General features: G+C 69.1%; 12 protein-coding genes. 3 read left to right on the top strand and 9 right to left on the bottom strand.

Features of this window, described 5'->3' with window-relative positions:
- Positions 1-31: 31 nt before the first annotated feature.
- Both MQV74_RS30035 and MQV74_RS30030 read right to left on the bottom strand, forming a co-directional pair.
- Positions 32-733, bottom strand: coding sequence for a ribonuclease HII (locus tag MQV74_RS30035; RefSeq protein WP_138962204.1), 702 nt, complete (start codon positions 731-733; stop codon positions 32-34).
- 227 nt (positions 734-960) lie between these two features.
- The gene (locus MQV74_RS30030; RefSeq protein ID WP_242724621.1) at positions 961-1575 is read right to left on the bottom strand and encodes a TetR/AcrR family transcriptional regulator; all 615 of its coding nucleotides are present in this window, start codon (positions 1573-1575) and stop codon (positions 961-963) included.
- Between the two features lie 127 nt (positions 1576-1702).
- Here MQV74_RS30030 and MQV74_RS30025 point away from each other — a divergent pair, with 127 nt between their 5' ends.
- On the top strand, positions 1703-3259 hold the full coding sequence (locus tag MQV74_RS30025) for an MFS transporter (RefSeq protein ID WP_242724614.1): 1557 nt from the start codon (positions 1703-1705) through the stop codon (positions 3257-3259).
- Between the two features lie 239 nt (positions 3260-3498).
- Here the strand turns inward: MQV74_RS30025 and MQV74_RS30020 are convergent, their stop codons facing one another.
- From MQV74_RS30020 to abc-f, 3 genes are read right to left on the bottom strand one after another with little or no spacing between them, the layout of a single operon-like run.
- Positions 3499-4404 carry an ADP-ribosylglycohydrolase family protein gene (locus MQV74_RS30020; protein ID WP_242724612.1) on the bottom strand — a complete coding sequence of 302 codons (906 nt, stop codon included), beginning with the start codon at positions 4402-4404 and terminating at the stop codon, positions 3499-3501.
- Positions 4405-4416: 12 nt separating this feature from the next.
- A complete protein-coding gene (locus tag MQV74_RS30015; protein ID WP_242724610.1) occupies positions 4417-5076 on the bottom strand; it encodes a histidine phosphatase family protein in 660 nt (219 codons plus the stop codon).
- Positions 5077-5110: 34 nt separating this feature from the next.
- Positions 5111-6721 (bottom strand): ribosomal protection-like ABC-F family protein, encoded by a 1611-nt coding sequence (abc-f, locus tag MQV74_RS30010; protein WP_242724608.1) that lies wholly within the window; start codon positions 6719-6721, stop codon positions 5111-5113.
- Between the two features lie 345 nt (positions 6722-7066).
- On the opposite strand from abc-f, the gene MQV74_RS30005 reads away from it, so the two are divergent.
- The gene (locus MQV74_RS30005; RefSeq protein ID WP_242729230.1) at positions 7067-7738 is read left to right on the top strand and encodes a TetR/AcrR family transcriptional regulator; all 672 of its coding nucleotides are present in this window, start codon (positions 7067-7069) and stop codon (positions 7736-7738) included.
- 99 nt (positions 7739-7837) lie between these two features.
- On the opposite strand, the gene MQV74_RS30000 is transcribed toward MQV74_RS30005, so the two are convergent.
- Both MQV74_RS30000 and MQV74_RS29995 read right to left on the bottom strand, forming a co-directional pair.
- The gene (locus tag MQV74_RS30000; protein ID WP_242724601.1) at positions 7838-8443 is read right to left on the bottom strand and encodes a YdbC family protein; all 606 of its coding nucleotides are present in this window, start codon (positions 8441-8443) and stop codon (positions 7838-7840) included.
- A 33-nt stretch (positions 8444-8476) separates the two neighbouring features.
- The gene (locus MQV74_RS29995; RefSeq protein ID WP_242724599.1) at positions 8477-9298 is read right to left on the bottom strand and encodes an arylamine N-acetyltransferase family protein; all 822 of its coding nucleotides are present in this window, start codon (positions 9296-9298) and stop codon (positions 8477-8479) included.
- A 119-nt stretch (positions 9299-9417) separates the two neighbouring features.
- Here MQV74_RS29995 and MQV74_RS29990 point away from each other — a divergent pair, with 119 nt between their 5' ends.
- The gene (locus tag MQV74_RS29990) at positions 9418-9948 is read left to right on the top strand and encodes a TerD family protein (protein WP_242724597.1); all 531 of its coding nucleotides are present in this window, start codon (positions 9418-9420) and stop codon (positions 9946-9948) included.
- A gap of 62 nt (positions 9949-10010) precedes the next feature.
- Here the strand turns inward: MQV74_RS29990 and MQV74_RS29985 are convergent, their stop codons facing one another.
- Together MQV74_RS29985 and nrdR are read right to left on the bottom strand one after the other, a co-directional pair.
- Positions 10011-12902, bottom strand: coding sequence for a vitamin B12-dependent ribonucleotide reductase (locus MQV74_RS29985; protein WP_242724595.1), 2892 nt, complete (start codon positions 12900-12902; stop codon positions 10011-10013).
- Positions 12903-13039: 137 nt separating this feature from the next.
- Positions 13040-13594 carry a transcriptional regulator NrdR gene (gene nrdR / locus MQV74_RS29980; protein ID WP_242724587.1) on the bottom strand — a complete coding sequence of 185 codons (555 nt, stop codon included), beginning with the start codon at positions 13592-13594 and terminating at the stop codon, positions 13040-13042.
- Positions 13595-13603: the final 9 nt, after the last annotated feature.

Below are 13603 nucleotides of genomic sequence, written 5' to 3'. Positions count from 1 at the left end.
CACATGAGTGCGGCTGGAACCGCGGAAAACATCAGAACTCAAAGCCGAGCTGGCCCTTGATTTCCGGAACGTTTCCCTCCGCCCAGCTGCGGGCTTTCTTGAGGTGCCGCCACTGGGGCAGCGCATCAAGATACGCCCACGAAAGCCGGTGGTACGGGGTGGGCCCCCGTTCCGCCAGCGCGGCCTTGTGCACCGGCGACGGATAGCCGGCGTTGGCCGCAAAACCGAAGTCTGCATGTTCGATGCCCAGTTCGGCCATCATTTTGTCGCGCTGAACCTTGGCGATCACCGATGCCGCCGCGACGGCCACACAGGACTGGTCGCCCTTGATGACCGTACGGACCCGCCACGGATCTCCGAGGTAGTCGTGCTTCCCGTCGAGAATGACCGCGTCCGGCCGCACCGGCAGTGCTTCGAGGGCGCGGACCGCGGCGAGCCGCAGCGCTGCCGTCATGCCCAGATCATCGATCTCCTCCGGCGAAGAATGGCCCAAGGCGTGTGCCGTGACCCACCCCGTCAGCTCCTGGGCGAGCTCGGCCCGCCGCTTGGGGTTGATCAACTTGGAGTCGGTGAGCCCCGCGGGTGGCCTGCGCAGTCCCGTGACCGCCGCACAGACGGTGACCGGGCCCGCCCACGCTCCGCGTCCGACCTCGTCGACACCGGCGACGATCTTCGCTCCGGTGGTGGCGCGCAAGGAGCGCTCGACGGTATGGGTGGGTGCTTCGTACGGCATGGCGCCTGACAGCGTACGCCGCCGGTGACCACTCGCGACACCCCGGTTCGCCTCACCCCGGGCCGGTTCGCGCCACGGCACCCGCGGGTGCCGTACGGCCGCCCGGTTCCGGGCGGCCGCATTCCGCTTCCCCCGTGACTTGCGGACGGATGCCGACGCGCTCCGTCGCGAGGTGTCGGCGAGCCCCCGGAAGACCTCCCAGGGCGCACGAGACGCCCCGGGAAGATCTACGGACGGAGCAGCGGGACCATGACCTGGTCGATGAGGTCCGTGAATTCCTTGTCGGGCCATTCGCTCCCGCACACCTTGGACTGGTACATCATCATGGCCGGAATCACATCGCAGACGTACTTGTCCGTCGCTCCGGAACGGACTTCTCCGCGCTCGATTCCACGCCGCATGACCTGCCGGATGAGTTCCACACTCGGCTCGATCACACCCTCGACGATCACCTCGTGGAAGCGCTCGGCGGTTGCCGTGTCACATTCGTGAAGGACAGCGAGCAGAGCGTAACCGGGGCGGGAGGTCATGGCCGCGCGCATCTGGCGGCACAGCTGCAGCAGGTCTTCCCGAACGCTGCCGCAGTCCGGCACCTCGTCGAGCTTGGGCAGTCCGGCCTGCAGGGCGTGGATGACGAGGTCCTCCTTGGACGGCCAGCGACGGTACACCGCGGCTTTGCCCGTCTGGGCACCCGCGGCCACACCTTCCATCGTGAGGCCGTTCCAGCCGACCGTACTGAGCTGCTCCAGCGCGGAATCGAGAATCGCGCGCTCCAGCACGGGCCCCCGGCGGCGCGAGGAGACCGCCTGAGCGGAAGCGGTCTTCCAGCGCGAAGTAGGCATCTACATCTCTCCGTTGAGGATTCGAGGTAGCCCCCAGTGAACGGTTGCGTTCACTCTTCGGGGTTCACTACCGTGGGGCGCGGCAGTGAACGGATGCGTTCACTAACGCACTTGCGGGGGTCTCATAGTGACAACCTCTCAGTTAACGCAAGATCAAAAGCCCGGTGCCGCCCGCCGGGAGGGGCATCCCGGCGTGGCTCTCACCATCATCGCCGCCTGCCAACTCATGGTGGTCCTGGACGCGACGATTGTGAACATCGCGCTCCCGCACATCCAGGACGCGCTGGAGTTCTCGACGACGGACCTCACCTGGGTCGTCAGTGCGTACACCCTCACCTTCGGCGGCCTGCTGCTGCTCGGCGGCCGTGCCGGTGACATCCTCGGCCGCCGCCGGGTCTTCATGTTCGGCATCCTGCTGTTCACGTTCGCCTCGCTCCTCGGCGGATTCGCCCAGGAGCCGTGGCAACTCCTCGCGGCACGCGCCCTACAGGGCGTCGGTGGCGCGATCGCGTCGCCCACCTCGCTCGCGCTGATCACGACGACCTTCCCCGAAGGCCCAGCACGCAACCGCGCGTTCGGCGTCTTCGCGGCCGTCTCCGCGGGCGGCGGCGCCATCGGCCTGCTGGCGGGCGGCATGCTCACCGAGTGGCTCGACTGGCGCTGGGTGCTGTTCGTAAACGTCCCCATCGGCGTTCTGATCGCCTTCCTGACCCCCCTCTACATCAGTGAGTCCGAGCGGCACCCGGGCCGCTTCGACTTCGTGGGCGCCCTGACCTCGACCGCAGGCATGGCCTCCCTGGTCTACGGCTTCATCAGGGCGTCCGAGGACGGCTGGCGCGACGGCCTCACGCTCGGGTCGTTCGGGGCCGCGGTCGTGCTGCTCCTGGCGTTCGTCCTCATCGAGAGCCGCGCCAAGGAGCCGATCACTCCGCTCCGGATGTTCGCCGACCGCAACCGCTCGGGCACGTACGTGATCATGCTGAGCCTGGCCGCGGCGATGTTCGGCATGTTCTTTTTCATCGTGCTCTTCGTCCAGAACGTCCTGGACTACACGCCCATCCAGGCGGGCCTGGCCTTCCTGCCCGTCACGGCCGCGATCGTGGTCGGCGCGGGCCTCTCACAGCGGTTGCTGCCGGTACTCGGGCCCAAGCCCTTCATGGTGACCGGCTCATCGATCGTCGCTCTGGGGCTCGGCTGGCAGACGTTCATCACCCCGGACAGCTCGTACCTCAGCGGGGTCCTTGGCCCGATGCTGTTGTTCGGCTTCGGCATGGGCCTGAACTTTGTGACCCTGACGCTGACGGCGGTCTCCGGAGTCGCCGTGCACGAGGCGGGCGCCGCGTCGGGCCTTCTCAACGCGACGCAGCAGGTGGGTGGTTCGCTCGGTCTCTCCATCCTGACCACGGTCTTCGGTACTGCGAGCCGGGACGAGGCCAAGGAGCAGATCCCGGACTTCATGGCGAAGGCCTCACCGGAGCAGAAGGCCGCGTTCGCCAAGTCCCACGAGCTCCCCGCGCCGTGGGGCCACGAGGTGCTGTCCAAGGGCATTTCCACGGCCTTCCTCCCGGCCGTGGCCATGGCCGTGCTCGCCCTGGTGACCGCCCTGCTGGTCATCCGGGTGCGCAAGAGCGACCTGGACGCGCTCGCGGGTACGGCGAGCGCCGCGGGCCCCTCCGGGGGCTGAAGCACCGTGGGTGCCGGGCCGTCGGCGACGGCGGAGCGGACCGGGCCCGCCCGACGCCCGGCGGACCGCCTGGCACCCACGGGAACCGTCGGTTCCGCCGGTGTAGCCGCGCAACCCGTCGGCCCTGCCTACGGCCGCTTCCAGTCCTGACGGGGCCCGCCCATGGTCCTTTCAGGACTGAGAACTGGCCCGAGCCCTCCCAGCACGTCAGCCGACCTCGGTCCGCACGCCCCAGCAGGTCAGCGCGCCTCCGTGGGCACCCACTCGGGCAGCGCCTCTGTCCGCTCCAGCCACGCCGCCGGTGGCGTGCCACCGGCGGCCGCCACGACTCCTCCGACGATGGCGCAGGTGGTGTCCATGTCGCCGCCCACAGCCACCGTGGCCCAGAACGCCCGCCCGTAGTCGTCCAGCGCACGGGCCGCCGACCACAGCGCGAAGGGCACCGTGTCGTGGGCCGTCGTACGGCGGCCGCATCCGAGGACGGCGGCGACCGTCCCGGGGTCGTCGTAGTCGAGCATGTCCCGGGCCCGGCGAAGGCCCGCGCCCACGGCGCTGCGGGGCACCAGGGCGATGACACCGTCGAGTAGCGCCTTGGAGGTCGGCGGCCCTTCCGGGTCGGCCGCCAGTGCGGCTGCGGCGGCGACCGCCATGGCCCCGACGACGGCCTCCCGGTGCTGGTGGGTCGTATAGGCCGAGATCTCCGCCTGATGCGTGGCCTGCTCCGGGTCGGTGGCGTACCAGGCGCCGAGCGGCGCGATCCGCATGGACGCGCCGTTGCCCCAGGAGCCCTGCCCCTTGAACAGGGCGGAGGCCAGCTCGCGCCAGTCCCCGCCACCCCGGATCTGGTCGAGGAGGCGGTTGACGGCCGGGCCGTACCCCCGGTCCACGTGGTGGTGCTCGGCGAAGGAGCGGGCCAGGGCGTCCTGGTCGATGCGGCCGTGGGCGGTGAGGACGGCCAGCACGGAGCACGCCATCTCGGTGTCGTCGGTCCAGGGCCAGGGGCCGTCCGGCAGCTCGCGCCGCTTGAGCAGTGGGTAGTGCGCGGGCGTGAAGAACTGGGAGCCCAGCGCATCTCCCACGGCCAGGCCGCGCAGGCTCGCCAGGGCGCGGTCCAGGCGCTGGTCAGGAGGGAGGTCAGCGGTCATCGCCTTGTCACTCTATCCGGTGATGCCGTACGGCTCCGGCTCACGCCAGCGCTCGAACGGTCGGTCGAGTGTGTACTTGCCGTGTCCACCGAGCAGCAGCGTCCGTGTCTCGCCGTTGCCCGGGTTGGACAGCGATTCGAAGTCGGCCACCGTCCAGTGGAACCAGCGCATGCAGAACAGGCGCATGGTCAGGCCGTGCGTCACGAGCAAGACGTTCGGCGGGTGATCGGGGGCCTCGAAGCTGCGGAAGAGGCTCTCCAGGAAGGAACCGACCCGGTCGTACACATCGGCGCCCGACTCGCCCTGGGCGAAGCGGTAGAAGAAGTGTCCGTAGGCGTCGCGATAGGCCTTCTGGAGCTTGACGTCGTCCCGGTCCTGCCAGTTTCCCCAGTCCTGCTCCCTCAGCCGGGGCTCCTCCCGCACGCGCACCTGCTCCGGTGCTAGGTGGAAGGCTCGGAAGGTCTCGTGGGTGCGGCGGTACGGCGAGAGGTACACGCTGACCCGCTCCTGACCGAAGAGATCCCGCAGCCCCTTCCCTGTCTCCTCCGCCTGACGCCACCCCGTCTCGGTCAGGGCGAGCGCGTGGTCGGGCTCGCGCTCGTACACGGTGTCGTCGGCATTTCCTGCCGACTCGCCGTGCCGGACGAGGACGATGCGCCGCGGTCGAGCCATGGGTCGACCCTAGATCGGCCGCTCCGGGCATGGGTCAGCCGGGTAGCCCACCGGACTCCATCCGGAGTATTCGGCCCGTGAAGCGGCTTCGGAGGAGTCGGTCGTGCGAGACGACCACGAGGGCGCCGGTCCACTGGTCGAGGGCCTGTTCCAGCTCTTCGACGAGGGTGAGCGCCAGATGGTTGGCCGGTTCGTCGAGCAACAGCAGATCGGCGGGGCGGGCCAGCAGCCGAGCGAGAGCGAGCCTGCGGCGCTGCCCGGCGGAGAGCGACCCCACGGGGACGTGGAGGTCGTGGGGACGGAACAGGCCGTAGGAGAGCAGCAGTTCGGCCTGCTCCTCCTCGGTGAGCGGCAGGCCGCTGCCGAAGGTTTCGAGCACTCGCTCGGCGGGGTGACGCACCGGGATCTCCTGGGCGAGGTAGCCGATGCGGCCGCGGCGCACGACCACGCCCTCGTCCGGGTCGAGCACACCCGCCATGGTGCGCAGGAGCGTGGACTTCCCGGCACCATTGCCCCCGTGGACGAGCAGGCGCTCACCTGCGGAGATCGTGAGCTCCGGCACGTGGAGACGGTCTCCGACCCGCACGTCCCGGAGCGTCACCAGGGGCCCTTCGACCGCTCCGGCCGTGGGCCGCGCGGCGAACCGCAACGGCTCCGGCGGCTTGGGCACCGGGTGCTCGCGCAGACGACGCAGCCGCTCCTGGGCGTTGCGGACGCGGCCCGCGACGGAGGCCTGCACCCGGCCTCCGGCCCGGTCGTACGCCATTTTGTTGTTGTCCTTCATGGCGCGGCCTCCGGCCACGGCGTGTGCCGTGGTCGCCGTGAACTCCTCCAGGCGCCGCGCTTCCTCGCACCACTCGGCGTAGGCCTGCTCCCAGCGCTGCCGGGCTGCCTCACGCTCGGCGAGCAGACCTCGATAGCCGTCCCCGTAGCGCACGACCGTGCGGCGGGCGTCGTCCACTTCGAGGATCGCGGTGGCGACGCGCTCCAGGAACGTGCGGTCGTGCGAGACCGCGACGACCGTGCCCCGGTGTGCGATCAGGGCGGTCTCCAACCAGTCCAGCGCGCTTTCGTCGAGGTGGTTGGTGGGCTCGTCCAGGAACATCACTTCGGGGGCCGCGGCGATCAAGCAGGCCAGGCGGAGTCTCGCCTGCTCACCGCCGGACAGGCTGCCCAGGCGGCGGTCGCGGTCGATGTGCGCGAGCCCGAGTGCGTGCATGGCTTTGTCGACGCGCGCGTCGGCCTCATAGCCACCGCGCAGTTCGAAGGCGGTGAGCAGGTCGCCGTACTCCTCCAGCGCCGCGCCGGATGCCGCTTCGAGGTCCACTTCGAGGTCGCGCAGACGCCGCTCCATGGAGCGCAGGTCGGCCATGGCGGCATCGATCGCGTCGCCGACGCTGCGCTCGGCGGGCAGTTGGGGTGTCTGCGTCAGGAGCCCGGCACCGCCCTCGGCGACCGTCACCGCCTCACCGTCGTCGGGCTGCGCGCCCCCTGCGAGGAGATGCAAGAGCGTGGACTTGCCCGAGCCGTTCTCCCCGACGACCCCCACGCGCTCCCCCGGGCGCACGGTGAAGGACACGTCGTCGAACAGCAGCCGGTCCCCCTTGGACTTGGTTACGCCGCGCACTGAGATCTGAGTAGGCATGGTCACCCCCGCTTCCGTACAACCTGCATCCACCCACCGACAGGCAAACGCAACGCTTGTCGCATTACGATGAGTGTGACACGACGAGCCCACTAATGCAACAGACGTTGTGATTGGATGTCGGTTCACGATGCACGCAGAAGGAGAGCTATGACAGACGAAGCCGTTCCTGCTGGTCAGAGCCGCAAGACCAGTGTCACGAACATGTCCGGGCAGCCCGACGAGATTGATCACCCAGGCACGGCCATGCAGGCGAAGCGCAGCCCCGCCCAGGCACCACGCAGAGGGCAGCCCAAGGGTCGGGCCTCGGCGGACGACGACGCCCCTCGCCCCGGCCAGACCGAAATGGACACCACCAACCTCACGGCTCCGCACCCTGCGAACCCCTCGAACCCTCGCCCCGCCCCCGGAACCAGCCGCCCCGGCGGACGCACCGCCCGCACCCGCGCGGCCGTGCGCGACGCGGTGCTGAGCGGCCTGAGCGACCACGGTTACCCGGGCCTCACCATCGAGTACGTGGCCGAGCACTCCGGCGTCCACAAGACGACGCTGTACCGCCGCTGGGGCGGCCTGGAGGGGCTGGTGGCCGACGCCCTGGACATGGCGGGCGAGGACACCTGGACGCCGCCGGACACCGGCACTCTGGAAGGCGATCTGCGCGCGCTCGCCCGCGAGGTCGTGGACGCGTTCGCCGATCCGGCGAACGCCGCCGCGCCGACCGCGTTCATCGCCGCCGCCTTCCAGTCCCCACGCGCGGCCGACGCCCTGCGCGCGTTCTACACCGAGCGGTTCACTCGCTGCGAGGCCGTCGTCGCGCGCGCGGTGACGCGTGGCGAGACGGCGGCGGACACCGACGCGGCGGCACTCGTCCGAGCCGTGTCGGCGCCACTCATGCTGCGGCTTTTCATCACCCGAGAGCCCATCGACGCCGCGCTCGCCGATCAGTCGGCGGCGGCCGCGGTGGCCGCCACGCGCGCGGGAGCGTTCGACCGGCCCAGTACTGCCGAGAGCCGCTGACGCGTGGCCGCTGACGCGCGCGGAAGCGTTCGCACGCCTTGGACAGCACCTGCCCTCAGCCCCAGAAAGGCCCCGAATTCCCCTTCACGGCCAGCCGCGTCACACCGTCCAGGACGGCTCCAGCTCCACGACGTCGCCCGCGAGCGCCGCGACATCGGCCTCCGTCTGCGCGCGCAGCGAGAGCCGTTCCACACGCTCCGCACGGTACTTGCCGTGCTCGGCGGCCGACTGCCACATCGACAGGACCAGGAATTCGTGCCCCGGGGCCTCACCGAAGAGCCCTCGGACCATGCCCGGCGAGCCGGCCATCGCCGGGTTCCAGACCTTCTCCTGCATCAGCGCGAAGTGTTCGACCCGCTCCTCATGGACGCGGCAGTGCGCCACGCGCACCACGTCGGTGTCCGTGAAGCGCGGCTCAAAGCCCGTCTTCACGTCGAAACGGTGGTCGAACAGCTTGACCTGGATGTCTCTGTAGGTGCCCACCTGCGCCGCCGCGAGCCGGTCGTGCGAGCGCGCCATGAAGGAGTCGTAGAAGGCCCGGCTTTCCCAGAACGCGAAGACGTGCGCCACGTTCGGCCGACCACGACTCCATCCTCCGCCCTGTCCCCGGAAACCCGGCTCCCCCAGAAGCCCCGCCCACTTTCGCTGCGCCCGCTCGAATCCCCGGCGGTCCACGACGGTGCAGCGAATCCACTTGACCAGCACCGCGCCATCGTACGGTGCGGCGCGTGGCACGGGTCACGCTCCCGGGTAGTGCCCCCGAATCAAGTCGGGGAGCTCCTCCTCGCTGAGCTCGATACCGAACTCGCGCACGAGCACGTCCCTCAACTCGCCTCCGGTTACGGCTCGTTTCTCCAGTTCGCCGTCGGGTGCCGTGACGACCAGCTCCGTACCGGCCAGTCGAAGGCGCACCTCAGGGGTGGCCTTCTGCAGGATGGGGCGGCGAACGAAGGGGGACTTGGGGTGGGTGGAGATGAAGTGGTTCATGACGGTGTAGTCGACGGGGAGGCAGGGAGTCGACGTGTATGAGTAGAGGTCGAACCAGCCGTCAGGGTGCTCGGTCCGCAACACCATCACGCCGTCCGGCTCGCTCTTCAGACTGAACCGCCACTCCCCTTGACGCTCGTCGACCCCATCGTGCAACAGGAGGGGCTCGAGCAGCCCTTCGCCACCGAAACCGACGTCACAGTGCCACTGTTCACCGTCTGCCTCGACCTTCAGCAGCATGTGCGTCACCGGGCGCACAGACGGCGCTCCCGCTCTCACGCGGGCGCCGAGTCCCGTCACGGAGAAGCCGATGCGCTCCAGTGCCGCGGCGAACAGCAGGTTCTGTTCGTAGCAGTAACCACCGCGTAGACGGCGCACCATCTTGTCCTGCAGAGCGGCCACGTCCAGCAGGACGGGACGGCCGAGCATGATCTCAAGGTTTTCGAAAGGGATGGCCGTCACGTGCGCGCGGTGCAGCGCGCGCAGCGTCGCCAGATCGGGCTTCGTCTCCCCTTCGTAGGCGATCCTGGCCAGATAGGCCTCGACATCCAGTTCCTTCTCGTTCCATGTCACGCGACAATGATCACCGCGGGGGCGCGCGACGCAAAGCCACGGGCCATGAGGCCGATGTCAGTGGGAAGCCTTAGCGTGTCCGTAGCACTGGCAACCGGCCGACGGTGAGGGGGAGTTCGGTGAGCAACATCAGGAAAGGGCTCAAGAAGGTCGAGGTCGGCCTGAGATGGGACCCGAGCCCTCTCGGCGCGTCGCCCCACGACCTGGACATCGTCGCCGCGACGTACACCTCCGAGGACCCCTACGGCAGCCCCGCCTACCTCGTGCACTTCGACAGCCGCTCCCCGGACGGCACGATCATGCTCAGCAGGGACAGCAGGACCGGCCAGGGTTTCGGCTACGACGAGGTCATGGTCCTGGAGCTGGAGCGGCTCGCCGAGAGGTACGTGCGCGTGGTGGTCGGCGTGGCCATCCAGCAGCCTCCGGAGGGCAGGGTCTTCAGCGACATAGTGAATGCCTCGGTCCGGATCCGCGAGGGGTACACGGACCTCACGGAGCACGACTTCACCGAAGTGGCCGGCAGCACGGCCTGCGTGGTCGCCGAGTTCGCCCGGGACCAGCCGGGCGGACCCTGGACCTTCCGGGAGCTGCTCCACGGCTTCGACACCGACCTGGCGTCCTTCACGTCCACCATGGGCGGCGTCCGCTGACAAAGCGATGAGGGGCGGCGGGCCCGAAGGCCCGCCGCCCCTCATCTCACGGCGTCAAGCGGTCAGCTGCAGCCACTGGTGGAGCCGCAGCCCTCGCAGATGTAGCACGAGCCGGCGCGCTGCATCTTCGTACCGCAGGAGAAGCACAGCGGCGCATCCGCCTGGATGCCCAGCTGCATCTCGACGAGCTCGGCGCTGGTGTGCGCCTGCTGCGGAGCGGGCACCTCGGCCTTCGCCACCGGGGCGGCGACGGCCTTCAGGGTCTCCGTCTGGCGCGGAGCGGACTGGGCCAGGCCCTCCACGTCGACGTCCTCGTCGGCCGGCTCGTACGAACCGGTCTCCAGGTGACGCTGACGCTCCTCGGCGGAGTGGATGCCGAGCGCGGAGCGGGTCTCGAAGGGCAGGAAGTCCAGCGCCAGGCGGCGGAAGATGTAGTCGACGATCGACTGCGCCATCCGCACGTCCGGGTCGTCGGTCATGCCGGCCGGCTCGAAGCGCATGTTCGTGAACTTGGAGACGTACGTCTCCAGGGGCACGCCGTACTGCAGACCGACGGAGACGGCGATGGAGAAGGCGTCCATCATGCCCGCGAGGGTGGAGCCCTGCTTGGACATCTTCAGGAAGACCTCACCGAGACCGTCGTCCGGGTAGGAGTTCGCGGTCATGTAACCCTCGGCGCCGCCCACCGTGAAGGAGGTGGTGATGCCGGGACGGCCCTTGGGCAGACGCTTGCGGACCGGACGGTACTCGACGACCTTCTCGACGGCCTCGCGGATCGTTGCCTCGGTCTTCTCCGTGACTTCGGCCTTCTCCTCTTCCTTCTTCTTGGCGGAGAGGGGCTGGCCGACCTTGCAGTTGTCGCGGTAGATCGCGAGCGCCTTGACGCCCATCTTCCAGGCCTCGAAGTAGACCTCTTCGACGTCCTCGACGGTCGCCGTCTCCGGCAGGTTGACCGTCTTGGAGAGCGCGCCGGAGATCCACGGCTGGATGGCCGCCATCATGCGGACGTGGCCCATCGCGGAGATGGAGCGCTCGCCCATGGCGCAGTCGAAGACCTCGTAGTGCTCGGTCTTCAGGCCCGGGGCGTCGATCACATTGCCGTGCTCGGCGATGTGGGCGACGACCGCCTCGATCTGCTCCTCCTGGTAGCCCAGGCGGCGCAGGGCCTGCGGCACGGTGCCGTTGACGATCTGCATCGAGCCGCCGCCGACGAGCTTCTTGAACTTGACCAGGGCCAGGTCGGGCTCGAGGCCGGTGGTGTCGCAGGACATCGCGAGACCGATGGTGCCGGTGGGGGCGATGACCGAGGCCTGGGAGTTACGGAAACCGTTCTTCTCGCCGAGGCGCTGGACGTCCTGCCAGGCCTCCGTGGCGGCGGCCCAGATCGGGGTGTCCAGGTCGTCCATGCGGACGGCCGTGGCGTTGGCGTCGGCGTGCTGCTTCATGACGCGCTGGTGCGGCGCGGCGTTGCGGGCGTAGCCGTCGTACGGGCCGACGACCGCGGCGAGCTCGGCGGAGCGCTTGTACGAGGTGCCGGTCATCAGCGACGTGATGGCACCGGCGAGGGCGCGGCCGCCGTCGGAGTCGTACGCGTGGCCGGTGGCCATCAGCAGGGCGCCGAGGTTGGCGTAGCCGATGCCGAGCTGGCGGAAGGCGCGGGTGTTCTCGCCGATCTTCTGGGTCGGGAAGTCGGCGAAGCAGATGGAGATGTCCATCGCCGTGATGACCAGCTCGACGACCTTGGCGAAGCGCTCGGACTCGAAGGCCTGGTTGCCCTTGCCGTCGTCCTTGAGGAACTTCATCAGGTTCAGCGAGGCGAGGTTGCAGGACGTGTTGTCCAGGTGCATGTACTCGCTGCACGGGTTCGAGCCGTTGATGCGGCCGGACTCCGGGCAGGTGTGCCAGGCGTTGATCGTGTCGTCGTACTGGATGCCCGGGTCGGCACAGGCCCAGGCCGCCTCGGCCATCTTGCGGAAGAGCGACTTGGCGTCGACCTCCTCGATGACGTCGCCGGTCATCCGGGCGCGCAGGCCGAACTTGCCGCCGGACTCCACGGCCTTCATGAACTCGTCGTTCACGCGGACCGAGTTGTTGGCGTTCTGGTACTGGACGGACGTGATGTCGTCGCCGCCCAGGTCCATGTCGAAGCCCGCGTCGCGCAGCGCGCGGATCTTCTCCTCTTCCTTGACCTTGGTCTCGATGAAGCCCTCGATGTCGGGGTGGTCGACGTCGAGGATGACCATCTTGGCCGCGCGGCGGGTGGCGCCGCCCGACTTGATCGTTCCTGCGGAGGCGTCGGCGCCCCGCATGAAGGAGACCGGGCCCGAGGCGTTGCCTCCGGAGGACAGCAGTTCCTTGGAGGAACGGATGCGGGAGAGGTTCAGGCCGGCGCCGGAGCCGCCCTTGAAGATCATGCCCTCTTCCTTGTACCACTCGAGGATCGACTCCATGGAGTCGTCGACCGAGAGGATGAAGCAGGCGGAGACCTGCTGCGGCTGGGGCGTGCCGACGTTGAACCACACCGGCGAGTTGAAGCTGAAGACCTGGTGCAGGAGGGCGTACGCCAGCTCGTGCTCGAAGATCTCCGCGTCCGCGGGGGAGGCGAAGTACTTGTGGTCCTCGCCGGCCTTCCGGTACGTCTTCACGATGCGGTCGATGAGCTGCTTGAGGCTGACCTCACGCTGCGGGGTGCCGACCGCGCCCCGGAAGTACTTGCTCGTGACGATGTTGACCGCGTTCACCGACCAGAAGTCGGGGAACTCGACGCCGCGCTGCTCGAAGTTGACCGAACCGTCGCGCCAGTTGGTCATGACGACGTCACGACGCTCCCAGGCCACCTCGTCGTAAGGGTGCACGCCGGGGGTCGTGTGGATGCGCTCGATGCGCAGGCCCTTGCCGCCCTTGGCTCCCTTGGCGCGGGAACCTCGTGCGGGGCCGCTCGTCGTCTCGGTCATGCCGCCTCCCTGTATCAGGCTAAAACGCCCTGAAGTGCCGCGTTCTTCCCGCAGCACGGTGTGTGTCTTGATGTCGCGAGCGCCCGCGGGGGCACCTCGTGACAGGTCTGGTTGCCGCCGATCCGTCGGCAGGACGGTCAGTCGGCGGCAGTGGCAGGCTGCGGGACTTCTGCAGTCCCTCCGGGCCCGCGGCCGGTCGCGGCACGCTCCGCGCCGGAGCCGTCCGGCGCGCGGTCACCCCGCTCCTCGCGCCGGTCCCTCAGCTCCACGATCGCGGCCTCGAAGTCCTCGAGCGAATCGAACGCCCGGTACACGGACGCGAAGCGCAGATAGGCGACGAGGTCGAGCTCCTGCAGCGGGCCGAGTATGGCGAGGCCCACGTCGTGGGTGGTCAGTTCGGCGCTTCCCGTGGCCCGCACCGCTTCCTCGACCCGCTGGCCCAGCTGAGCCAGCGCGTCCTCCGTCACCGGCCGCCCCTGGCATGCCTTGCGGACGCCATTGATGACCTTGGTACGGCTGAAGGGTTCGGTCACGCCGCTGCGCTTGACCACCATCAGTGAGCACGTCTCGACCGTCGTGAAACGGCGCGAGCAGTCCGGGCACTGACGACGCCTGCGGATCGACGTGCCGTCATCCGTGGTGCGGCTGTCGACTACGCGGCTGTCGGGGTGCCTGCAGAAGGGGCAGTGCATGGAACTCCC

The organism is Streptomyces sp. AN091965 (assembly GCF_022698285.1).
In the GTDB taxonomy this organism is placed as follows: Bacteria; Actinomycetota; Actinomycetes; order Streptomycetales; family Streptomycetaceae; genus Streptomyces.
The sequence above is the reverse complement of the archived record's forward strand: the minus strand, read 5'-3'. Positions and strand labels throughout refer to the sequence as shown.